Consider the following 24,277-nt stretch of genomic DNA (forward strand, 5'->3'; position numbering starts at 1 on the left):
GACCTTCCTCGGTCCCGCGCTGCACGTCTACGCCGAGTCCATAGAAGCCGAGGCCGATGGCCATCTGCCGGTTTGCCTGGCGCGAGAGGGGTGGTGCTTTCATCGTCTGCTGACCCGGTTGCAGCAGGAATCCTCGATAGAGCTGGCCAACGATCCTATCTATCTTCGGGTTTCCAGGACGTTGCTATTCCGCGCCATGCTGGGATCGGAAACGATCACCCCGATGGCGCTGGGCAACGATTTCTCGGGCAGTGTGCTGGATCTGATGCGCAAGCGGTTCGGTCTCCAGCTACACGAAATATTCGCGGCGTTGCCATTCGAACTGCTTCGGTTCAACTGCGAGCTTCCCAAGGACAAGGATCTGGTCTTCCAGTGGCTTTCCCCTCATCTAGAAGCGTTGAAAAAGGTGGTTTCTCCGACCCGAAAGGCGCTGATCGCCTATCTGCGGAGATCCGGATTGACGGACCCGGAAAAGCGGCCCTTGATGCTGGATCTGGGATATTCGGGGACCATCCAGAAAATTCTGACCCACATTCTCGAGCGAGACACCACCGGCCTCTATTTCATTGCCACCAAGCCGGGCGATGCGGAAGTCAGCCGACATCATGCGCTGTTGAAAGGCGTTTTCCATGAGGGCGTGGGGTGGCGAAACGGCTGCACCATGCTCGATCGCTCGCTGTTATTCGAGTGTCTGCTGACGGCACCGCATGGCCAGATGGTCGATATCCGTCAGAAAAGCAATGGGGAGTTCGAGTATTTCTACGGTAGGCAGGCTGCGACACAGCGTCATTTTCAGGACCTCAAGACGGTGTTCGATGGGGCGATCGATCACGTCGTGATGTGTCGGCGCCATGGTGTGAATTACACGAAGTTGGACGTTCAGACACTTTACGAAGTTTTCGCGACCCGACCCAACTGTATTCCGCACGACGTCTGGCACCTGTTCAGTGTCGACGATGATATTACCGGCAATGGCATCGTCAATCCGATGCAAATGTTCGCAATATAAATGAGAGGCGGGGGACACATGAAACCGACGGGCAAGATGATATCGCTGCTACCTTGGCTATTTCAGACCCAGTTCGCGAGTCAGGCGCGCAAGCGGCGTCTGGCGGCGGAAGAAGTGGTGGGGATGGACGATAATATCGTCGTACCCGAGGTCGGCGTCGAGGATCAGCCGCGCAAGGAACCGGTTCTCGACGACAAGAACCTGGTGACCGTGACGGAGACCTTCGTCGTCACCGAAGGCGACGCGGTCAACGACGATCTCCCCCCCGTCGACGAAGAGGCCCCGACGACAGCGGCGGATTCCGACTCCCCGGTCGATATCGACCCGAGTGCGGAGTCGGAATCCGCCGAGCCCGAGGTCGCCGATCTCCCGCTGGGCAATACCGCCAACAAGGGCGGCGGTCATGCCGCAATGATGAGTCAGGCGTTCATGGACGGGCTGAATACGGGCCTGTTCGATCCCAAGTGGTATCAGGCCACCTACGGCCTGCGCTTCGCGACCCAGCGGGAGGCGTTCGACGACTACGTCCGCAAGTCGCGCTTTGCGCCGGTGAACCCGTCGCCGAAATTCGACAGCGAAACCTACCACCGGATGTACATCGACGTCTTCCATGCTCAGCAGAGCCCGCTGCAACACTACCTGTTGCACGGGAGGGGCGAGGGGCGGCAGCACGTGCCCGCGACGGTGCGGTGGTATCCCAGAGAGATCGTCGCGCCCCGCAAGACGCTGACGCCGGCCGCCGGCAAACTGAAGGTCGCGCTCTGCCTGCATGTCTTCTACGTCGACTTCCTGGACCGCTTCGCCAAGGCCATCGAGCGGTTCCCGGTGACCGTGGACGTCTACCTGACGCTGGCGGATGCCAGTTTCGAGACGCGGGCCCGGCAACTCTTCGGCGAGCATGCGCGGGTGAACAAGCTGGAGACGCGAATCGTCCCCAACCGCGGCCGGAACTTCGGCCCGGTGCTGGTGGAGTATGGCCAGGCCCTGCAGGAGTACGACCTCTTCTGCCATCTGCATTCGAAGAAGTCGCTCTACTCCGGCAAGGAGCAGACGCAGTGGGCGGAGTATCTGATCGAGTACCTGCTGCGCGACGTCTCCGTGGTGACCCGGCTGCTGAATGCGTTCGCCGCCGACGATTCGCTGGGGCTCTACTACCCGACCACATTCTGGATGATGCCTTCGTGGGTCAATCACCAGACCATGAACAAGGGCTTCATGCGCGAGTGGCAGGAGAAGCTCGGCCTCGGGCATATCCCCGAGTTCCTGAGCTATCCCGCCGGCGGCATGTTCTGGTCGCGCCCGCAGGCAATGCAGGGCGTTCTGGATCAGGCCTGGACCTACGAGGACTTCCCCGAGGAGCCGTTGCCCAACGACAACTCGATGCTGCATGCCCTCGAGCGCGTACTGGGGCCGTTGGCCGAGCACCACGGCTTTCGCCAGCTGTTCTTCTATCCGCCCACCGGCCAGTTCACCACCGACAATGGCTATATCACCGCGAGTTACCACGGCCGCCTGGAACAGCATATCGCCAGCATCCAGGCGCACGCCTGCATCAGCTTCGATGTCTTCGACACCCTCGTGCGTCGCGAGTACACGGTGCCGGACTACGCCAAGCTCAAGCTCGGCAAGGTGCTGGCCGAGCAGGGCTTCGTCCCGTCGGCGCAGGCCTTCGTCAAGCTGCGTAACGAGGCGGAGTCGACGCTTCGCCAGCGCGCCAACTTCAAGGGCGACGTCCGTATCGAGGCGGTCTACGACGAGCTGGCCGATCAACTGGACGTCTCTCCGGAGGTCGCCCAGGAGTGGATGGAGCTCGAGTACGAACTCGACCTGGAGATGATCCAGCCCAAGGACGAGATGGTCGAGCTGTTCAATCATCTCGCCGCGCAGGGGCACATCCTGTGGGTGATCTCCGACAGCTATTACAACCGCGAGCAGGTCGGGCTGATGCTGCGCAAGGCCGGCGTCGCGGCGGCTTACCGCCTGATGGTCTCCAGCGAGGAGCAGGCGCGCAAGGACAACGGTTCGATGTGGGTCAAGGTGAAACAGGACCTGCTCAACGAGGGCATCGATCGTCACCTGCATATCGGCGACAACGTGGTGGCGGACGCGCAGATGCCGGGCGACCTCGGGCTGACGACCTTCCATATCCTGCACCCCATGGACAAGTGGGCTGCGCTGGGATTCCCGGCGGTGCTGCACGGCGCGGATGGGCTGGACGAGGTGGAAATACTCAAGTGGGGGCGGCTGATCAACGAGGTGGGAAGAAACCCGTTCATCGGGGAGTGACGAGGCCCTCCGCCACATCGTGGCGATCCGGGGCGCTTGCGACCTCGATCGACACGACGCTGTCGACATCCGCCAGGTTCGGAAGTCGAGCCAGCTTACCGGCGCCGAGGCGATCCGCTACCGATCGCCAGCGCCATTCCAGCGATGTGCTTAGGGGTCGAGGGGGATGCGTGACGACCGATTTACAGCGCGCGAATACCCGCGCCACGGCGAACATCTGTTTTACCGCCCTGACGATGGTGCGTGGCGAGAGCGATATCGTCTGGTCTTCCTTGTTGCATCACGCGCGGCTGGGATTTCAGCGTCTTGTCGTCATCAGCTATCTGGAGCATGACTTCCTGCGTCAGTGCACCGACAGGCTCAGGACCGACTTCCCCGCGCTGGAAGTCGATCTCGTCGAGTTGGAGAGTCGCGGACATTTCGGCAGGCGCAAGGCGTTTTACGTCAATCGAGCGCTGTCGATGTTCATCGACCCCAAGCTGGACAATTACGTCTACTGCTTCGATGCCGACGAATTTCTGTCGCTGGGTGCCTATGGCTCGATCGGCGAATTCTATGCCGCATTCAGTGCCGGGTTGCAGCGAAGCGACGGGGCGGCAGGCGTGGGGGAGTGCTTCCAGCTGCCCTGGTTGAACCTGATTCCCAAACGCCGCCACTACCAGGAGCGGGACCTGAGCGGCCAGTTTCTCGAGGGCGATTACCTTTGCGTCGATACCCGGCACAACAGCCGGCACAAGGTGCTGTTCCGCAAGCGTCCCGGTACCCGGGTTCACATGGCTTACCACCAGGCCTTCGTGGGCGAGAAGGACGTGCCGGTGATGCCGGACCCCGAAACGCTGGCGTTCGTCGAGAAGAGTGGGGCCTGTGTCTATCACGTGCCGCTGCGGAGCCCGGGCCAGTTTCGCCATCGCCTGGAAGGGCCGCTGCGGCGCGTCATGACACAGTCCGAACAGGGAGCGTCCGCGGCTCACGCGGCGCTGTCCAGCGATGTCGCCGATGAGCTGTTCTCGGCCTGTACCGCCAGCCAGCCACGATTCAACAGTCTTGCCGAAGCCGCTGATGTCTTCGGTGAAGCCATTACCGATAGAAAGATTCGGGCCATCACTCGGTTCATTTACCGCCACCGAGTGGACGTCGGCCCGGTTCTGGGCTCCGCGAAATAGTCGCGGCGCTCGAGTTGCCTGGGAATTTACGCCGATGATTTCACGCACTGCCAATCGACCCCGTTACCGGTACGCCATCGTCGCCATCGTCAAGAACGAGCGACCGTATCTTGCCGAGTGGATCGCTTATCACCGCCTGATCGGTTTCGAGCATTTCTATATTGCCGACCACGGCAGTACCGACGACTCCGATCTGCTGCTGGCGAAGTGGCAACGTCAGGGAGTGGTGACCGCACGTCGCTGGGAGCAAGAGGAGCGAGCGCAGGTGCTGTGGTATCAGCATGTGCTCGAGCAGCATGGCCATGAAGCCACCTACCTGGCGTTCCTGGACGTCGACGAGTTCCTGGTCCATCCCCATTGCGATCGTCCGTTGGATTGGCTGGAGCCGACCCTGGCGCCCGAGGACGTCGGTGGCGTCGCGATCAACTGGCGGATATTCGGGTCGTCCGGCATGCGCTTTCGGCAGCCCGGCGGCGTGCTGGAGCGGTTCACCATGGCCAGCGAAAGCGAGCGGGTCGTCAATTGCCACGTCAAGTCGATCGTCAAGCCGTCGCGGGTGCTGTCGATGACCGCCCATACCGCGGAGCTGAAACCGGGCAGCCGTTATCTGGGCGCCGACGGACAGGCGGTAACCTTCCTGGACGGCAAGACGAAGTCCGGGCGCACCGAGCGGGTCATCGATACCCCGATGCGGGTCTACCACTACAACATCAAATCCCAGGAGGAGTTCGTCGATACCAAGATGACGCGGGGGCGGGCCAACATGGGGCCGATGCACTCCCGGGACCTGGAGTACTTCCACAAGCATGACATGAACGAGGTGAGGTTGGGTTTCTCGCCGGAGCTGTTGAGCCGGGTCGACGATGCCTGTCGCGAGCTGGCACCGGAGCTGGCCGCGCCCCCCCGGAAACCGTGTTTCTTCGTGCATATTCCCAAGACGGCGGGGACCAGCTTCCGACTCGGGGCCAAGGCCCATCTCGGCGAAGCGCAGGTCTGGCACGACTACGGCGAGACCCAGCGCGAGACGGCGCCGATGGTGGTGCGCTGGGCTTACGAACGTCGCGATTTGTGGCGACTCTGGCAGATCGTCTCCGCCCAGGACGTGAAACTGCTTGGCGGCCACGTCAAGTTGGAGAAGTACGCCCATCTGGCCGGCATGCGGCACTGTTTCTCGTTCGTGCGGGACCCCTTGCAGCGGCTGGCGTCGGAGTACCACCACTTCGTCCGTCATCACGGCTATCAGGATTCGTTCTCGGCGTTCTATCGACGCCACGACATGATCAATCGCCAGAGCCGGTTTCTCGAGGCGACTCGCCTCGAGGCGCTGGGGTTCATCGGGTTGACCGAACGCTACGCGGAGTCGCTGGCGATCCTCAACGACCTGTACGGCTGGCAGATACCGGGCATGGCCGAGAATCTGGGCCACGCCAGCGTCGATCACGTCTACGAGATCGATCCCGCCGACGAGCGCGCGCTGCGGACCTTGAACGCCGAGGATTTCCAGCTCTATCGCGACTGCGAGCGCCTGTTCGAGTCCCGCCTGGCGCTTTTCCGTCAGGGCCAGCCGTTCGTGCACGGTGCGATCCAGCAGTGCGTTGCCGACAAGGTGGTGGGGTGGGCCTGGTGGGCCACGGACGATAGTCCGGTCGAGATCGAGGTCTGGGTCAACGACCGCAAGGTGGGGCGAACGCTGGCCAATGCGCTGCGGCCCGGCATGCTGCGCTGGGGCGCGCCACGTGGCGCCTACGTCGGTTTCCATCTACCGATCGAAGCCGTGCACGGCGATATCGTCGACTGCCGCGTGACGCTGACCCAGCAGTCGCTGGGGCGGCATCGCGTGCATCGCACCGCCGCGCTTCAGCCCGTGCTGGAATCGTGAGGGATATCGTGATGCAGACCTCCTCGTCCCCCGTACCGGAAGTGCGATCCTGGATGATCTGGCGCGGCGTGAAGCGCTCCACCCGGTTCGTCTGTCGCCCCCGATTGAAGCCGCTCCACCAGCTGGAGCGGCTGACGCCGGACGGGGCCGACGAGAGCTCCTCCTTTGGCTGGCGGTCGATGGGCAACGACCCGCAGTTCGCCTGGCGACGCCGGATGCCCCTGCCAGGCTGGAACATGCTGGAGGTCGCGATTCGTCACGACCAGCCGAGCGGCTCGGTGCGGATGTACGTCGACACGGGACAGGGCTTCAACGAGGCGGAAAGTTTCTATCTCGCCTTGAAGCCGGGGCGCATCGCCAAGCGGCTCTGCTACATCGGTCCGGGCATTCGGGGAATTCGTTTCGATCCGCTGGAGACGGAGGGGTGTTTCTCCATCGACCACCTGCGACTGGTGTGGCTGACCCCCTGGTTTGCCTGCGACCGTCTTGCCCAGCGGCTGGCCAATCTGCATGGCCAGTGGCTCGAGACGCCCAAGGCCAATGTCCTGTCCCGGCTCAAGGAGCTCGCCAGGGAGCAGAACACGCCCTGGCGCGCGATGGCACTCAGGCAGTACGAGGAGACCTTCGTTCGCCTCTGCCCCCGCAAGAGCTACTCCGAGTGGTTGGCGCAGCAGCCGGTGGCCTCGCAGGCGTGGCTCTCGAGCCGGCTGGCGGCGTTCGCCTATCGCCCCACGATCTCGATCCTGCTGCCAACCTACGATCCGACACCGGAAGCTCTCGACCGCTGTATCGAATCGGTGCTGGCACAGCGCTATACCCAATGGCAGCTGTGCATCGCCGACGATGCCTCCACCGATCGCCGTATCGTCGAGCGGCTGCGGCGCTACGCCGAGCAGGATTCCCGTATCGAGGTGACGTTCCGTCCGGTCAATGGGCATATCTGCGCGGCGAGCAACAGTGCGCTGTCCCTGGCGCGGGGTGAGTATGTGGCGCTGCTGGACCATGACGATCAGCTGGTACCCGATGCGCTCTTCCGTGTCGTCGATGCGTTGCAGCAGCGGCCCCGCGCGGAGCTGCTGTACAGCGACGAAGACAAGATCGATGACCACGGGGAGCGGTTCGACCCGCACTTCAAGCCAGCCTGGAATCCCGACCTGCTGCTCGGGCAGAACTACCTGTCGCACCTCGGGGTGTATCGAACGGAGAGAGTGAAGGCGGTCGGGGGCTTCCGCGAGGGTTACGAGGGGAGCCAGGATCACGATCTGGCCCTGCGCTTCACGGCCGGACTCGATTCGGATCGTATCGTCAGAATCCCGCACGTGCTCTACCACTGGCACGCCGGGCAGGGGTCGACGGCATCGGCCGCCGCGACCAAACGCTATACCGGCGAGGCTGGTCTCCACGCGGTTCAGGACCACCTGTCCCGACATGTCCGGGGGGCGACTGCCGAACCCGGCCGTTTTCCCAATACCTATCGCGTGCGCTGGCCGCTTCCCGATCCGGCACCGCTGGTGAGCCTGCTCATCCCGACCCGGGATCGGGTGGAGATACTGCGGCCCTGCGTCGAAGCGCTGCTAGAGCGGACACGGTATCCCCGGCTCGAGGTGCTGATTCTCGACAACGGCTCGACCTGCCCGGAAACCCTGAACTTTCTGGGCGAGCTCGCCGAGCATCCCCGGGTTCGGGTGCTGCATTGGCCGCACCCCTTCAACTATTCGGCCATCAACAACTTCGGCGCCCGCCATGCGCGTGGGGAGCTGCTGGGGCTGATCAACAACGATGTCGAGCCGATCAACGAAGACTGGCTGGAGGAGATGGTCAGCCAGGCCTGCCGCGAGGAGATCGGCTGTGTCGGTGCCAAGCTCTACTATCCCAACGGCACGGTCCAGCACGCCGGCGTCGTGCTGGGTGTCGGCGGTGTCGCGGGGCATGCCCACAAGTTCTTCTCGCGCCACGAGCCCGGCTATTTCAGTCGACTCCATCTTGCCCAGAACTTTTCCGCCGTCACCGCAGCGTGCCTGGTGGTGCGCAAGTCGCTGTTCGAGGCCGTCGGCGGCCTGGACGAGGCCAACCTGGCGGTCGCGTTCAATGACGTGGATTTCTGCCTCAAGGTCGGCGAGGCGGGGTATCGCAATCTGTTTACACCGTTCGCCGAACTCTACCACCACGAATCGGTTTCCCGCGGGGCCGACGACACCCAGGCCAAACGGCTACGGGCGTCCCGGGAAGCGGAGTACATGCGTCGTCGCTGGCGCCACCGCCTGTTCGACGACCCGGCCTACCACCCCAACCTGACACTGACTTACGAAGACTTCTCGCTGCGATGAGTGCGCGAGGGGAACGCCAATCCAGCCTACGAGGGGACTGATCATGAGCTATCCGCGCTGGGTGGTTTTGAGTGATGGAACCTGCCCGACTGAAGATATCTACTTCCTGAAATCGGTGGCGCCGTGGCTGCAATCACGTGGCATCGAGGTCAAGCGCATCGACACCAGCTACTGGCGGTTGCCGGTCATGTGCATGCCCTGGCTGGTAGGCGAGTTGCGTAACGCTCACATTCTCGTCTGCCGCTCGCTCAACGCCGCCTGGATCTCGTGGCTGGAGGACAACCGTCATCGGCTGGCGACCATCCGCTATCTGATCGATGACGATATCTCGGCCGCTGCCCTCGACCCGCAGCTGCCCGAGACCTACCGGCGGCGTATGGCCCATGTCTCCTCGCACCTGCAGCCGCGTCTGCTGGCGATCGCCGACGAGGTGATCGCGTGCTGCGAGCCTTTGGCGAGACACTTCAGTCGCCGCCACGATTCCGTCTCGCTGCTGGCGCCTTCGCTGATCTCGCCGATGCCGACCCACGATCATTTTTCCATGCTGGCGCCACGGGTCGGATTTCACGGCTCCCGGGCGCATCTGGCCGATCTCGAGAACATCACGCCAGCGCTGGTCGACATTCACGAGCGCAACGCGGCGTTGACCTTCGAGATCATGCTGGGGGGGTACTCTCCGGTCTCGCTGCGCGGGCTGCAGCGCGTTCGCACGCCGAAGCCGCTGGGGTGGCGGGCATTCCAGCGCTATCGCGACCGCCAGCGCATGCACATCAGCCTCACGCCGATGCGTGACACCCCGTTCAACGCCGGCAAGACGTACATCAAGTTTCTGGACAACGCCGCCATGGGCAGCGTGGGGCTCTACAGCGCGCGCTCGCCGTACCGGGAAATCGTCTCCGACGGCGAGGACGGGCTGCTGGTGGAGGACACTCCCGAGGCCTGGCGCTCGGCGATGCAGCAGTTGATCGATGATCCGGCAACTGCCCGACTGATGGCACAAAACGCCGCTCGCAAGGCGCTCGATATCGGCAACCCGGAAAAGGCCTGGGCCTTCTGGTGGGTAAGGCGCTGAGCGGCAACCGTATTCCCAGTTCGTGTCGTCGTCATGGCGGCAAGCATTCTCAACAATGACAGGAAATCCCACCATGAAACTCGAGTTCACCGCTATCACAATGGTCAGGGGAGAGGAGGACGTCGTCTTCGCTTCGTTCCTGCACCACCTGCGACTGGGATTCGACCGGCTCGTCGTGCTGAGTCATATCGAGCACGACTTCCTTCGGGAGTGCGTTGCCGAATTGCGGGATCGCTATCCGGAGAAGGAGATCGCATTCGTCGAGATCGAGGACGAGCAGGGCTTTTCGAAGCGCAAGGCCGATTACATCAATGGGGCACTGGAGCTCTACCTGAAGAAGGATTGCTACAATGTCGTCTACGGCTTCGATGCCGATGAGTTCCTGACCTTCAAGAAGGGGCTCACGATCAAGGATTTCTACGCCGCCTTCGCCCAACGCTTCCCGGGGGAGGAGAACCTCAAGCGTTTCTACTTCCGGTTGCCCTGGATCAACGTGATCTGCAAGGAAAGCATCGAGTACCAGCAGGACCTCGAGGGCCAGCTACTGGAAGCGGAGTACTGGTCGCTGGGCGAGCAGGCCTCCGACACCAAGGCGCTGTTCATCTACCGCCAGTCCCACCGGCTGCACATGGGCTACCACTGGCTCATGGCCAAGCAGGATGGCGCCGTCCTGGAACCCGAGGCGGAGATCATGGATTTTGCCCGGGAGTGGGAAGCGTGCATCTACCATCTGCCGTTACGCAGCGTCGAGCAGTTCTTCGCCCGGATCGGCAATTACGTCTCCAGCGCCGCCAAGCAGGAAAAGCACAACCGCCTGAGTCAGTTCTTCATCGACAACCCGCACATCAACCGTCAGCACTTCTTCGAGATGTGCATCGCGCCGGAGCCGAGCTACCCCAGCTACGAGGCGCTCAAGCAGGAGATGGGGCCGGCGATCGAGGAGATGGTGTTGATGGCGTTCACCAAGCTGATGGTGAAACCCCGGATCGACATAGGCCGGGCACTGTCGCCGGCGAGCCACTGAGGACGCGGATCGAGACGAGAGACGCGGGAGTACAAGCAGTGAATGCTAGCGGCCGGGTGGCGATCACCTGGCCGCTTGCCGTATGGCATCACGGCTTGGCTCAAGAAGGCGTGTGACGCCGACGTGGGCTACGTCCTACGTCCGGGCGATCGCCTGGCGGTGCGTCCTACGGGAGCCTGGGGTTGGGCCGGAAGGCATGGACACGAGGGGTCAGGAGGCGACCGGCAGGCGAGAGTCCCAGAGCAGGCGTTCGATGGGCGAGACGTTGGCCGTCAAGTGCGAGACGGCGTTGACGACGGCGAGATCGATGCCTGGCTGGCTGTAGAAGTCGCCGTTGATCTGGGTGGCATGAATGACCGTGCGGGCAAAGCTCCGGAATAGCCGGCGATCCGGGCCGATCGGATGGCACCAGAAATCGTCCAGCGAGCTGGGAGCGGTGAGACCGGGCATGCGGTAGATGGCGTTGCCCAGCGCCAGGGTCGGGCATTCGCCCTCCAACGACATCAAGCCCTCGTTGCCATTGATCGTGACCAGGCCCGAGGCGTGCTCGATCAGGGCTGGCAGATCCCCCGGAGGCATCAGCACCAACCGCTCGCCAAGGCCGGTCTTCGCCGCCAGGTCCCGCAGGTGCCGCGTATAGGCTGCGTCGACGTGGCACGCGGGGTCGACGATGGCCAGGCGGGTGTGGCCCGGGGCGAACCGGGAAAAGGATTCGACCACCTGGGTCAAGGCCGCCCGCCGGTCGGTGTAGGGTGAATGGAGCCGGATTCGGGGATCGGCAGCGGGCTGGGTGGGGAACAGGTAGTAGGGCTTCCCGCTGGAGATCAGCGCGTGCTGCAGGCGGTCGGCGCGACGTCGCTGCAGAGCGACGAGTCCTGCGATCGCCGAGCGGTAGCGGATTCCCGCCGGGAACCCGGCCTGACCGTGGCCATGTCGAAACAGAAGCGGCGTGGCGAGATCCGCCATGCGGTAGCCCAGTTCCCGGACGGCGGCCGTGGCGAAGGCCGCTTCGAACGGCCTCGGGGGCAGCTGGCGGGGAAGGGTCGGGCCGATCATGTGATACCACTCGGGATCTCGGGGCAGCAGCGAGTGGCCATCGATGCCTTCACGCTCCAGGGTGATCCAGTGGGGCTGGAAGTAGCCCGGTGCCAGGATGTGACTGCGGATGCCGCGCCGGCGTGCGGCGCGGACGACTTCCCGGTGGGCCGTTCGACTGTCGTCGAAGGCAACCTGGTCGGTAATGCCGTGGCGCTGCCAGAGATCGGTGACGAATGCCGCCAGCATTGGCCAAGGATCCCGAAAGGTCTCGACGTGAGAACCTTGCCAGGCTGCCTGGTCGCCGAGCGTGAAATTGACCTTGACGACCTTGTGCCCGTCGTCGGTCAACCGCTCTCCGAGCTGGCTGAAGAACGGGGAGCGGGGGCCTTGCAGGAATAGAAAAGCTCGCCTTGCGGGGAACATCGGCTCGATCCCTCTCTGCAGGTAGGCATCGTCGGCGAGGAGCGCCGCGACGCAAGCGGGCCACCGGTGGTCTTTCCCGGGAGGCGTGATCGACTGAGGCCATCGCCAGGCTTGGTCAGCCGACGGGGCCGGCGAGGCGGAGGATGGCACTCCAGTCGCGCTACCGGGCATGGGTAGGCTCGAGCTGACTGTAACGCGGCACGGCCGGCCTGCCATGACGCGTTTTGGTGAATCTGACGGTGGTTTAAATCGTCTTGGGGGAATGAGGCTCGTCAGTCTCGCTGCCCTGGGGCGGCGAGGCATCCAGCGAGGGCAGGGTGGTGAGCAGTTCGTCGATGGTGGCGTTGTGGAAGAAGCGGGCCAGCTGCTCGCCTCGGGCCGGGCCGATGCCGGGGAATGCCTGCCAGGCGGTGGCGGAACGCGCGCGCAGGACCGGCAGTGGTGCCGCGAGCGCGGCCTGACGCGCGGCCTTGGGCACCGGCGGCATGCCCAGGGCCACCAGCCAGCGCCACCGGCCCCTGGCTTCCGCGGCGTGGAAGGCCTCGATCCACTGCCGGGCCCTTGCCTCTCCGACCCCGGGCAGCGACTGCAGTCGAGCGATATCCAGCGACCGCCAGGAAAGCAGGCCGTCGATCAGTCCGGCGTCCACCAGGGTGTTCCAGGTGGCGGGTCCGACACCGGCCATGTCCAATCCCTGCTTGCCGCCGAGCCAGGCCAGGCGCGCGAGGAACTGTTCGCGGCAGCCCACCGATGGCGCGAGACAGGAGAGGGCGTCGTAGCGTGCCTCGTCCGGCAGCGTCAAGTCGGCGCGAGGCGTGGCGGGAATGACGACTCGCTCGATCCGGGGAATGGTGGCGCCGGCGAGGGCGACCTCCACCTCGTCGCCGGGACGAACGTCCAGCGCTTCCCAGTGGGACAGCGATCCCAGGCTTACCGAGCCGATCTCGCGGTCGTCGAGCAGCACCGGCTCCAGCCGGGCGACCGGCGTCAGGCGCCCGGTACGGCCCACCGAGACGTCGATCGCCTCGACCACGGCGAGCGTCCTCGCCGCCGGGTATTTCCAGGCGATGGACCAACGGGGCGGCTCCGCCCGCCAGGCAGGGCCGGGCGGTCGCTCGGGGCGCTTGATGACGACGCCATCGGAAGCGAAGGGCAGCGCGGCGTGGTACCAGTGGTCACGCCAGTGCGCCACCTGCGAGAGCCGGCTGACCGGTCGGGTATAGCTGGCCGTGTCGGGAAAGCCGAGCTGCGCCAGCCGCTGGAGGCGCTCTCCACCGGCTCGGGGGCCATCCGGCCAGGCCCAGGCAAAGAAGCCGATCTCCCGGGCCTCCGACGCGGTCAACTCGCGCCGGTTCAGTAGCCCCGCGACACGGGAACGCGCCGAAGCGCCGCCATCCCGAGCTTGCACGTGATCGGTCAGACGCAGGTAGAGTTCGCCCTGCAGCGTCACCGGGTCCTCGGTCGCCAGCGCCGCCGGGATGCTTTCGATTCGCCGGACCGCAGCGGTCCAGTCCTGTCCCTTGTCTCCATCGCCCCGGCTGATGGCGCGCTGGAGGCGGCCCTTTCGATAGACCAGGGTCACGGCGACGCCGTCGATCTTGGGCTGGATCCAGAGGGGGCGATTCGGTTGTCGGGAGAGCCACTCGCCGACGGACCGGCGGTCGGGGAGCTTGTCGAGCCCGGTCTGGGCGAAAGGATGCTCGAGTTCGTCCCGAGCCGAGTCGGGCGTGGACTGGGACGGTGCCGGGGCATCCGGTTCCAGGCAGCGACGCCATCGTCGCCAGCGGCGCTTGGCCTCGTCGTAGACACCGTCATCGACCAGGCGCTCGCCACGCTGGTAGTAGGCCTCGTCCCACGCCTGAAGTTGGCGGGTCAGTGCGCCGTAGCTCTGCTGCCGTGATGCCGGGTCCGTGCCTGGCGGGCACGCTGCGCCGGCGTCGGCCCCCTGGGAATGGGAGGCTCCGGCCACGCACAGCCAGGCCAGGATCACGCACCGGATTGCTCTCGCCTTCATATCGTCGCTCCCGGGTCTTTGAATCCTTCAACGACCATGCGGCGACTTTCTTGACCCGCGAGAGGGGAGGAACAACCGTCGGGGCGAGACTCGACGAAACAGCCCCGCGACACGAACCGACTTCAGCGAGTGGGTTCCTGTCGCGGGGCTGCGTCGTACGGGGCACAAGGTTGGGCGTGCCGGCCCCGGATCGGGCCGGCAACTGGCATTCAACTCTTGGCGTTCAGCTTCACGTAGTCCAGCAGGATCTGGGACGTTTCCTGCAGTTCGGCGCGGTCGATGGGCTTGGCGTCGTCCGAATCGGGAATCCCCTCTTCACCGCTGCCCTCTTCCTCGCTGTCCTTGGCGTCGGCGCCGTCCTGCTCCGAGCCATCGCTCTGGCCCCTGGCATCGGTCCAGTCGTCGAGCGGCTCCAGGCCCAGCGAGCGCCGCCGCTGGTTCTCCAGCGCCAGTTGCTCGGTTTCCTGAGCATCCATTTCGCGCTGGCGCTGCTCCTTGTTGAGGCTGATGCTGGTCTGCTGCTCGCGTAGTCGCTTGCTCAGCTGGGCCTGCTTTTCCAGATAGACGAAATCGGGGTCATTGGCGATACGCTGCTCGTGACGGTCCTGCAGTGCCTCGAGATAGCGCCACGGCTCGCCGTAGAGACGGTATTGCACCGGTCGCACCCGATCCCAGGGCAGGGCGTTGTCGAGGGCGCTTTCGCCGATCTGATCCGGATCGATCAGGCTCGGGTAGATGATGTCCGGTTCGACGCCGCGGTGCTGGGTGCTCTCGCCCGAGATGCGATAGAACTTGGCCCGGGTCAGCTTGAGCTGACCATGACTGAGGTCGGTGAGCGTCTGCACCGTGCCCTTGCCAAAGGTCCGGCTGCCGATCACCAGGCCACGACCGTAATCCTGGATCGCGCCGGCGAAGATCTCGGAGGCCGAGGCGGAGAGTCGGTTGACCAGCACGGCGAGGGGGCCGTCATAGGCGACGCCGGCATCGGTATCGCCATAGAGGTTGATTCGCCCACGGGCGTCGCGTACCTGGACGGTCGGGCCGCGATCGATGAACAGCCCGATCATCGAGTTGGCCTCCTGCAGGGCGCCACCGCCGTCGTTGCGCAGGTCGAGAACGATGCCTTCGACCTGTTGGGCCTTGAGCTTGTCGATCTCCTTGGCCACGTCGCGGGTGGTGCTCCGGTAGTCGGACTCGCCGGCCTGCCAGGCATCGAAGTCGACGTAGAAGGCCGGCACGGTGATGATCCCGATCTTGTGGGTCTTGCCGTCGCGCTGGATCTCCTCGACCCGGCTGTGCGCGGCTTGATCCTCGAGCTTGACCGTGTCCCGGGTGATCCTGACGGTGTGGGTCCGGGTCACGTCGACGGCCTTGGCGGGAATGATCTCCAGCCTTACCGTCGAGCCTTTCGGCCCGCGAATCAGGTCGACCACTTCATCGAGGCGCATGCCGACGACGTTGACCATGTCGCCGTCCTCGTTCTGACCCACCGCGACGATACGATCCGCCGGCTGCAGGACGCCGGCCTTGTCCGCCGGGCCGCCGGGGACCAGGCTCGACACCTTGACGTACTCGCCATCGCTCTGCAGCAGCGCGCCGATCCCCTCGAGCGACAGCCGCATCTGGATATCGAAGGACTCGCTCTGCTGGGGCGAGAAGTATTCGGTGTGCGGATCCACCGTGCCGGTCACCGCCGACATCAGCAGCACCAGCACGTCCTCGGCATTGGTCTGGCGTACCCGGTTGAGCTGGTTGGCATAGCGATCGTGGAGTGTCTTCTGGATCTCTTGCGGCGTCTGGTCGCTCAGCGACAGCGTCAGCGCCGCATTCTCCAGCCGCTTGCTCCAGAGATCGTCCAGCGCGCTTTCACTGCCTGCCCAGGGATAGTCCTTGCGATCCAGCGCCAGCCGCTCGTCGCTGGTGTAGTCGTAGTCGATGCCACGGTCGACCTTGTCCACCAGCCACTGGAGTCGTGCTTCCACACGATCCTGATAGCGTGAATAGAATGCATAGACGCGATCCAGGTCGCCCGACTTGACGGCGTCATCCAGGGATGTGTCCAGGTCGTTGAAATTATCGACATCCCGCTGCAGGAAGTAGGCGCGCTGGTCGTCCAGCACGTCGAGCAGACGCTGGAAGGCGCGTTTCGACCACTCGTCGTCGAGGTCGACGCCCGAGTAGGAGCCGTACTGCAGAGACTCGGCGACTTCGCTCGCCGCCTGGCGCTGATCGTCGGTTGGGGTGGGACCGGCCAGCGCCGTGACGCTCCATGCCAGCAGTAGCAAACACATGGCCGCGTGCCGAGCGGCGACAGTCAGGGTCATCAATGAAGCACTCCCGGTTTCCTGTACACTCTCTATTCCCTAGAAGACCACCGGATCCATGAATCTTTTTCAGGTCCGGGATCTATTGTAGCAGTCAGTCCGCATGACTACAGACCGACATCCGAGGAAACCCATGTCAGACCACGCCGCCGACAAGGCTCTCGAAGACCGCTTGATCGATTTTCTCCAGCGTTCTCCCTCACCCTGGCACGCCACCGCGAATCTCGTGACCAGGCTGGAGGCGGCAGGATATCGGCCGCTCAAGGAAACTGACAGCTGGAAATTGTCAGCCGGCGAAAAATATTACGTGACGCGCAACGATAGTGCCTTGATCGCGTTTCAGCTACCGGCGTCGTCTCTCGAGACCCTGCGTATGGTGGGTGCCCACACCGATAGTCCGGCCTTGCGCCTGAAACCGCAACCGGCGATCGTCAACAAGGGGTGGTTGCAACTGGGTGTCCAGGTCTACGGCGGCGCGTTGCTGGCGCCCTGGTTCGACCGTGACCTGGGGCTTGCCGGGCGGGTGCATGTTCGTCGTGCCGACGGGAAGCTCCAGGCGGTGCTGCTCAACGTGAGAGAGCCGATCGCGATCATACCCAGCCTGGCGATTCACATGGATCGCGAGGCCAACAACGGCCGGCCCCTCAATGCGCAGACGCAGATGGCACCGCTGCTGATGCAGGGCGGCGACGCGCCCGACCTCGATCGCCTGCTGAAACAGTGGATCGAGCGCGAACACGGCCTCGAGGTGGCGGACATCGTCGATTTCGAGCTGGGGTTCTATGACGTTCAGCCTCCCTCACGGGTCGGCGTCGGCGGCGAGATGCTTGCCAGCGCGAGACTGGACAACCTGCTCTCCTGCTTCATCGGCGTCGAGGCGCTGTTGGCTTCCGATGGCCGACAGGGCGCGCTATTTGTCGCCAACGACCATGAAGAGGTCGGCAGTGCCAGCGCCTGCGGAGCCCAGGGACCCTTCCTGGCCGACGTGCTGCGCCGACTCAACGCGGCGCTGGGCGAGGCGGGCGACGAGGGCTTCGTCAGGCTGATCCAGCGTTCGCTGATGATCTCCTGCGACAACGCCCATGCCGTGCATCCCAACTTCGCCGACAAGCACGATGCCAACCACGGCCCGGCGCTCAACGCCGGCCCGGTGATCAAGGTCAACGCCAGCCAGCGCTACGCGACCAACAGCACGACGGCAGCGCTGTTCCATGACATGTGCCGGGAAGCGGACGTACCCGTGCAGCAGTTCGTGACCCGTGCCGACATGGGGTGCGGCAGCACCATCGGCCCGATCACCGCCACCGAGCTGGGTGTGCCGACCATCGACGTGGGGGTGCCGCAGTTCGGCATGCATTCGATCCGCGAGACGGCCGGTACCCGCGACCCGGCGTATCTGATCCGGGCGCTGACGGTATTCTTCAATCGCGATTCGCTCTCGATCGGGTGATATCCGGATAGGGCGGCTCATGTCAGCGTGGCGCGCTTCAGGGGAGCGTGGTCGAGGTGACCGTCGGCACGAGGCCGCGCCTGACCATCGGGAGGAGGGAGAGCATGGCGCTGAATCTGCGGCAGATCGAGGTTTTCCGGGCAATCATGACCACCGGCAGCATCAGTGGCGCGTCACGCGTCCTGATGATTTCCCAGCCGGCCGTGAGCCGGATGCTCTCCCACACCGAGCAGCGCATCGGCTTTCCGCTGTTCGAGCGTATCAAGGGGCGGCTCTACCCGTCGCCGGAAGCGCGTCGGCTGTTCCGCGACGTGGAGAACGTCTACCGAGACGTCCAGCGGGTCAACAATACGCTGCATGACCTGACCCAGCGGCGCCACGGGGTGGTGCGTATCGCCGCCAGTTCGAGTCTCGGTCATCAGATCGTGCCTTGGGCGATCACCAGCTTCCGGGAAGAGCATGATGTCCGGGTCAGTCTGGACTGCCAGCGGCATACCCAGCTGCGCGACCAATTGCTCGACCGTCAGGCCGATCTGGGCATCTCGCTGTTTCCGGTGAATCATCCCAACCTGGAGGCCAACCCGCTGCACCGCGCAGGCATGGTCTGTGTCTGTCCGATCGACCATCCGCTGGCGGCGCGCGACACGGTCTCGCTGCCCGAACTCCGCCAATACGACCTGATCGGTTACGGCGCGGAAACCCCTTTCGGCCAGCATATCCGTGCCGCTTTCGAGGCGGCCGGCGAGCCATGGCGGCCGGCCACCGAGGTCGACTCTCCGCACTACGCCTGCGCCATGGCGGACGCCGGTGCCGGTATCGCCCTGATCGATGAGTTTACCTGGCACGGCTGGCGCAGCCGGCACCTGACGGCCGTTCCCCTGCCGGTCGAGCAGCGCCTGGTGGTGAGTCTGGCCTATCCGCGGACCGAACCGCTGTCGCAACTGGCTCGTCTCTTCATCACCCACCTCGAAGCGGCGTTCGTCCGTTTCAGCGCCGCTGTCGAAGGCCCGGCTTCCCGGACTTAATCAAAAGTTATGGGCTGGCGATGAATCGGTATACGACATCATCGCCCGGAATCCAGACACTGAGCCGACCAACAAGACATCAGCAGGTGGATCGGCAATGCGTGAATGGGTAATCGGCGCGGCTCAGATGGGAGCCATTCAGAAGCGCGACACGCGTGAAGCGGTAGTGGCGAGAATGATCGCGCTGCTGGATCGGGCCGCGGCCAGCGGGTGCGATCTGGTGGTCTTTCCGGAACTGGCCCTCACGACATTCTTCCCGCGCTGGTACATGGAGGATCAGGCCGAGGTCGATACCTGGTTCGAGCGCGAGATGCCGAACGCCGCCACGCAGCCGCTGTTCGACCGCGCTCGAGAGCACCGCATCGCCATCTCGTTCGGCTATGCCGAGCTGACGCCGGAAGGGCGCCATTTCAATACTTCCATCGTGACCGACCGTGAGGGCGAGATCGTCGGCAAGTATCGCAAGGTACACCTGCCGGGGCATGTCGAGTACGACACCGGGCGGGATTTCCAGCATCTCGAGAAGCGCTATTTCGAACCCGGCGACCTGGGCTTCGACACCTTCGACAACGAAGGCACGCTGATGGGCATGTGCATCTGCAACGATCGCCGCTGGCCGGAAACCTGGCGCGTCATGGGATTGCAGGGGGTCGAGCTGGTGATGCTGGGCTACAACACGCCGTCGGTGAACTCCCAGAACCGGGGCGAGGGGCTGGAGCAGCGCCTCTATCACTCCGAGCTCTCCGTCACGGCGGGGGCCTATCAGAACGCGACCTGGGCGGTGGCCGTGGCCAAGGCGGGGGTCGAGGATGGGTTTCCGCTTATGGGTGGCTCGATCATCGTCGACCCCGACGGATTCGTCGTCGCCCGGGCGCAGACCGAGGAAGACGAGCTGATCACGGCGACCTGCGACATGGAACGCTGCCAGTTCGGCAAGACAACCATCTTCGATTTCGCGCGTCATCGTCGCATCGAACACTATGGGCGCATTACCTCGCAGACGGGTGTCGAGCGCCAGCAATAGTCGCCGCGGAGAAGGTCGCTATGTCGAGCATGACAGTCACGCTGATCGCCGAGGTGTGGAGATGACGACAGGTTATGACACCCTGCTGCGCAACGGCACCGTCGTCGACCCCGCCAACGGGGTGCACGAGATCCGGGACATTGCCCTGCGCGATGGAAAGATCGTCGAGGTGGCGCCGACCATCGCCGGCGGGGCAAGACGCGAGCACGATCTGACGGGATTGCTGGTCATGCCGGGTATCGTCGACATGCACGTGCATCTCTCGCCCTTTCTGGGGGGAGGCTGCGGCCATCGCATGCTGGCACTGGCGGGCGTGACCACGGCGCTGGATATGGCCGGGCCCATCGAGGGTGTCGTCGATCTGGCGGCGCGTCACGGTTGCGGGCTGAGCATCGCCTGCGTCAACTATCTGCGTCCGGGACATACCATCGCCTCCGCCGACCCCGGCCGGGGCGATATCGATGAGGCTCTGAATCACGCCCTGCGCCAGGGCGCAATCGGGCTGAAGCTGTTGGGTGGGCACTATCCGTTGACCGCCGACGCGACGGCGCAGGCCATCGCAGCGGCTGCGGGGCAGGGGGCTTACGCGGCCTTTCATGCCGGCACGCAGTCGGCCGGCTCCAATATCGAGGGCATGCGGGAGGCGTGCGAACTGAGCGCCGGACATCCGCTTCACCTGGCGCATATCAACAGTTACTGCCGCGGCCAGATCCATGATGCCGTCGCCGAGGGCGAAGAGGCGTTGCGGCTGCTGGCGGCCCATCCGCATATCCGTTCGGAATCCTATCTCGCGCCGTTCAATGGTGTCAGCGGCGAGTGTATCGACGGCGTGCCCGGCAGCCGGCTGGCCGCCTTCGGACTCGAACGTGGTGGATATCCGGCCACCACCGAGGGGATGGCCGAGGCGATTCTGGCCGGCTGGGCGCTGGTCAATCTGGAGCGCGACGGCGTCATCGAACTGGTGGGCGGGTCAGCGGGGCTGGCCGCCTGGCGAGCCTGCGGGTCGCTCATCGGTATCAGTTTTCGGGCCAACCCTCCCGAGCCGCGCCTGCGGCTGGTGACGGCCACGCGGCCCGATGGCCGCTTCGCGGTGGATGCCCTCGCCACCGACGGCGGTGGCATCCCGCGCAACGACATCGTGGCACGCGGCCTCGCGCTGGTGCATCTCGATGCCTTGAGCCTGGATGGCTTCGTGCGCAAGGCGAGTCTACATCCGGCACGAATCCTCGGACTGCGCGACAAGGGGCATCTGGGGGTGGGTGCCGATGCGGATATCAGCGTGCTCGATCTCGAACGCCGTCGTCCGGTGTTGACCTATGCCCACGGGCAACGACTGCTCGACGGCGAGGAGGTGGTCGGCCGCGGCGGCCGCCTGATCACGACGCCCATGGGCGAGGCGGCGGTGCGTGCCGCCGGCCTGGACGCGTTGATCGTTCAGCCGGGAACGATGCTGCAAACCCCTCAATGACAAGACGCTGGCCGTATCTCGCCATCAGGAGAGCAACATGACATTCGATGTGATCATTCGTCGTGCCCAGGTCGTCGACGGAACGGGACGCGAGCCCTTCGTTGCCGATGTCGGCGTCAAGGGCGAGCGAATCGCGGCGATCGGCGACCTGGATGCGACCCAGGCCGCACGGGTGGTCGAGGCGGCGGGACGGTATCTCTCCCCGGGCTTCATCGACGTGCATACTCACGACGATAGTTGCGCGATTCGCCAACCGGAGATGCGCCCCAAGATCAGCCAGGGCATCACCACCGTCATCGTCGGCAACTGCGGTATCAGTGCCTCGCCGGTCAAGATCGACGGTGAGGTCCCGGACCCGATGAACCTGCTGGGCGAGGCCGACGACTTCTTCGACACCTTCGGGGACTTCGCCTCGGCCGTGGACGCCGCCATGCCCGCCGTCAACGTGGCGGCGCTGATTGGTCATACCACGCTGCGGGCGGGCGTGATGGATCGTTTCGATCGGCCTGCCAGCGAGGTCGAGATCGAGGCCATGCGCGAGACGCTGCGCGCGGCACTGCGGGCGGGGGCGATCGGCCTGAGCACGGGGCTCGCCTATACCAACGCGCGTCAGGCACCGATGCGAGAGGTCAAGGCGCTGGTCGAGGTCGTCGGCGAAGCGGACGGGATCTACACCACCCACATGCGCAACGAGCGTGAAGCCCTGTTCGAGGCGATGGACGAGGCCTTCGAGACGGCCCGGCATGGGCAGGTACCGCTGGTGATCTCCCACCTGAAGTGCGCCGACATCGACAACTGGGGCAAGAGCGAACATGCGATCGAGAAGCTCGAGCAGGCTGCGCAACGCCAGCCCTGCCATTGCGACTGCTATCCGTACGCTGCCTGTTCCACCACGCTCGATCTGTGGCGGGTGTCGGACCAGTTCGACATCCTGGTCACCTGGTCGAAGCCACACCCCGAACAGGGCCGACGGCTGCTGTCCGCCATCGCCGAGGAGTGGGGCGTGGATCTGACCGAGGCGGCACGCCGACTGATGCCGGCCGGGGCGATCTACCACAACATGGACGAGCGCGACGTGCGTCGCGTGCTGGCGCATCCGTTGACCATGATCGGCTCCGATGGCCTGCCGAGCGATCCCAACCCGCACCCGCGACTCTGGGGCAGTTTTCCCCGGGTGATCGGCCACTACTGTCGCGACGAGGGGCTCTTCTCGCTGCCCGAAGCGATCCGCAAGATGACGTCGATGTCGGCGGCCCGTTTCGGCCTGACCGATCGCGGCGAGATTCGCGAGGGGGCATTCGCCGACCTGACCCTGTTCGATTTCGACACCATTCGCGATGGCGCCAGTTTCGTCGAGCCGACCACGCCGGCGGTGGGGATCGATTGGGTCATGGTCAACGGCAACGAGACCTGGGTCGATGGCGACGTGCGCCGGCGTGCCGGTCGGCTTCTCCGGCGCGAGGGACCGTGACGCCGACAACCCGTTAACACCGGGTTATGGGCTGTCGACGAAAAAGCATGAGACAGCTGCGTGTCGGATCGCTGACACTTTTTTTGGCGGGCTTGGCGACGAGCTCGACGACAATGACAACGAAAACGAGGTTACCCCATGTCTTTGACTCATCCTGAATCCCGCCGCTGGCGCCATCTGATATCCGCCGCCGCCGTCAGCCTGGCCGTGAGTGCGACCGTCGCCATGGCACCCGCTCCCGCTGCCGCGGAAACGCTGACCTACGCCACCAATACCGCTCCGAACGGCCTGCGTGGCGCCGCCGAGAAAGGCTTTCTCGATGCGCTCAACGAGGTCTCCGGCGGCGAAATAGAAGTGGTGCCTTATTGGGGCGCGTCGGTCATGCAGGGCGACGAGATTCTTGGTGGCGTCAGCAACGGTGTCGCCGACATGGGCTACATCAACATCAATTACTACCCCAACCGGTTGTTGCTGAACGGGGCTTTCCAGCTCTTCCCCGAAGGGCCAGAAGATTACGCCGACATCATGTCGGTCTATCACGACGTCTATGACCAGGTGCCCCAGTTGCGAGAGGAGTTCTCCCAGCAGGGACAGCACATCATCTACATCTACCCCTATCTGCCCTATGCCGGAGTCTTTCGCGAGCCGGTGACGTCGTTCGACGATTTTCGCGGCAAGCGTGTCCGGGCTTCCAGCCAGTGGATGCTCAACCTGCTGGGGGATCTGGGAGCGACGCCGGTGTCGGTGCCGTGGAGCGACACCTACCAGTCGCTGCAGTCGGGCGCCATCGATGGCGTCTTCACCAATTACGACAGCCTCAACCGGACCGGCATGGACGAGGTCGCGCCGAACATCCTCACCTCGCGCCGACTGTGGCTCGCGGTTCCCATGATCCTGACCATCAACCAGCGCAAGTGGGACGCCATGTCCCCGCAGATGCAGGGCTGGTTCGAACAGGCCGCGGCGCAGGCGGAGAAGACCTTTGGCGAATACTACGACAACGAGTTCGATCGCATCGTCAAGGCGCAGCAGGACGCCGGCTATACGGTGACGGCCGCGTCGGACGAGGATATCGAGAAGTTCGTGTCATTGCCGGCGGTAAAATCCAACCGCGAGACCTGGATTCAGAGTGCCGAGAAGGCCGGCGCCGAAAAGCCCGCGCAGATCATCGAGCGAATGAAGACGATCATCGACGCCGGCTCGGGTGGCGTGGCCCATGACTGAGCGGGCGCAGCATGAGCCGCGAGCGGGGACGGAGGCTCGACGGTCGCGGAGGCCGC

Annotated in this window: 16 protein-coding genes; 13 read left to right on the plus strand and 3 right to left on the minus strand. The window is 64.5% G+C overall.

Going from position 1 to position 24,277, the window contains the following annotated elements:
• Window positions 1-118 precede the first annotated feature (118 nt).
• The 7 genes from AAGT95_RS14815 to AAGT95_RS14845 all read left to right on the plus strand — a co-directional run bounded on the left by AAGT95_RS14815 (window position 119) and on the right by AAGT95_RS14845 (window position 10,760).
• Window positions 119-1,009, plus strand: coding sequence for a hypothetical protein (locus tag AAGT95_RS14815; protein ID WP_198655825.1), 891 nt, complete (start codon window positions 119-121; stop codon window positions 1,007-1,009).
• Between the two features lie 18 nt (window positions 1,010-1,027).
• Complete coding sequence (locus tag AAGT95_RS14820; RefSeq protein ID WP_342594330.1) at window positions 1,028-3,295, plus strand: rhamnan synthesis F family protein; 2,268 nt, start codon at window positions 1,028-1,030, stop codon at window positions 3,293-3,295.
• Window positions 3,296-3,465: 170 nt separating this feature from the next.
• Entirely contained in the window at window positions 3,466-4,458 is a 993-nt protein-coding gene (locus AAGT95_RS14825; RefSeq protein WP_342594331.1) for a hypothetical protein, read from the plus strand.
• 34 nt (window positions 4,459-4,492) lie between these two features.
• On the plus strand, window positions 4,493-6,337 hold the full coding sequence (locus tag AAGT95_RS14830; RefSeq protein WP_342594332.1) for a glycosyltransferase family 2 protein: 1,845 nt from the start codon (window positions 4,493-4,495) through the stop codon (window positions 6,335-6,337).
• Window positions 6,338-6,348: 11 nt separating this feature from the next.
• Complete coding sequence (locus AAGT95_RS14835; protein ID WP_342594333.1) at window positions 6,349-8,664, plus strand: glycosyltransferase family 2 protein; 2,316 nt, start codon at window positions 6,349-6,351, stop codon at window positions 8,662-8,664.
• A 43-nt stretch (window positions 8,665-8,707) separates the two neighbouring features.
• On the plus strand, window positions 8,708-9,736 hold the full coding sequence (locus AAGT95_RS14840; protein ID WP_342594334.1) for a glycosyltransferase family protein: 1,029 nt from the start codon (window positions 8,708-8,710) through the stop codon (window positions 9,734-9,736).
• A gap of 73 nt (window positions 9,737-9,809) precedes the next feature.
• The gene (locus AAGT95_RS14845; protein ID WP_342594335.1) at window positions 9,810-10,760 is read left to right on the plus strand and encodes a glycosyltransferase family 2 protein; all 951 of its coding nucleotides are present in this window, start codon (window positions 9,810-9,812) and stop codon (window positions 10,758-10,760) included.
• 210 nt (window positions 10,761-10,970) lie between these two features.
• Here AAGT95_RS14845 and AAGT95_RS14850 read toward each other — a convergent pair whose 3' ends face one another.
• The 3 genes from AAGT95_RS14850 to AAGT95_RS14860 form a co-directional block, all read right to left on the minus strand.
• The gene (locus tag AAGT95_RS14850; RefSeq protein ID WP_342594336.1) at window positions 10,971-12,146 is read right to left on the minus strand and encodes a capsule biosynthesis protein CapA; all 1,176 of its coding nucleotides are present in this window, start codon (window positions 12,144-12,146) and stop codon (window positions 10,971-10,973) included.
• Window positions 12,147-12,465: 319 nt separating this feature from the next.
• Window positions 12,466-14,235, minus strand: coding sequence for an NAD-dependent DNA ligase LigB (gene ligB, locus AAGT95_RS14855; RefSeq protein WP_342594337.1), 1,770 nt, complete (start codon window positions 14,233-14,235; stop codon window positions 12,466-12,468).
• Between the two features lie 209 nt (window positions 14,236-14,444).
• Window positions 14,445-16,526 (minus strand): carboxy terminal-processing peptidase, encoded by a 2,082-nt coding sequence (locus AAGT95_RS14860; protein WP_342594338.1) that lies wholly within the window; start codon window positions 16,524-16,526, stop codon window positions 14,445-14,447.
• Between the two features lie 166 nt (window positions 16,527-16,692).
• Between AAGT95_RS14860 and AAGT95_RS14865 the strand changes: the two genes are divergently transcribed.
• The 6 genes from AAGT95_RS14865 to AAGT95_RS14890 all read left to right on the plus strand — a co-directional run bounded on the left by AAGT95_RS14865 (window position 16,693) and on the right by AAGT95_RS14890 (window position 24,221).
• Window positions 16,693-18,009: a M18 family aminopeptidase gene (locus tag AAGT95_RS14865; RefSeq protein WP_342594339.1), complete on the plus strand. Its 1,317-nt coding sequence runs from the start codon at window positions 16,693-16,695 to the stop codon at window positions 18,007-18,009.
• Window positions 18,010-18,113: 104 nt separating this feature from the next.
• Window positions 18,114-19,034 carry a LysR substrate-binding domain-containing protein gene (locus AAGT95_RS14870; protein WP_110600272.1) on the plus strand — a complete coding sequence of 307 codons (921 nt, stop codon included), beginning with the start codon at window positions 18,114-18,116 and terminating at the stop codon, window positions 19,032-19,034.
• A 97-nt stretch (window positions 19,035-19,131) separates the two neighbouring features.
• Window positions 19,132-20,058, plus strand: coding sequence for an N-carbamoyl-D-amino-acid hydrolase (locus AAGT95_RS14875; protein ID WP_110600270.1), 927 nt, complete (start codon window positions 19,132-19,134; stop codon window positions 20,056-20,058).
• A gap of 61 nt (window positions 20,059-20,119) precedes the next feature.
• Window positions 20,120-21,526, plus strand: coding sequence for an amidohydrolase family protein (locus tag AAGT95_RS14880; protein ID WP_342594340.1), 1,407 nt, complete (start codon window positions 20,120-20,122; stop codon window positions 21,524-21,526).
• A gap of 37 nt (window positions 21,527-21,563) precedes the next feature.
• Window positions 21,564-22,997, plus strand: a complete 1,434-nt coding sequence (locus AAGT95_RS14885; RefSeq protein WP_342594341.1) for a D-aminoacylase — start codon at window positions 21,564-21,566, stop codon at window positions 22,995-22,997.
• 138 nt (window positions 22,998-23,135) lie between these two features.
• Window positions 23,136-24,221 carry a TRAP transporter substrate-binding protein DctP gene (locus AAGT95_RS14890; protein ID WP_342594342.1) on the plus strand — a complete coding sequence of 362 codons (1,086 nt, stop codon included), beginning with the start codon at window positions 23,136-23,138 and terminating at the stop codon, window positions 24,219-24,221.
• Window positions 24,222-24,277 lie beyond the last annotated feature (56 nt).

The sequence above is a fragment of the Salinicola lusitanus genome (assembly GCF_038648475.1).
GTDB classification, from domain to species: Bacteria; Pseudomonadota; Gammaproteobacteria; order Pseudomonadales; family Halomonadaceae; genus Salinicola; species Salinicola lusitanus.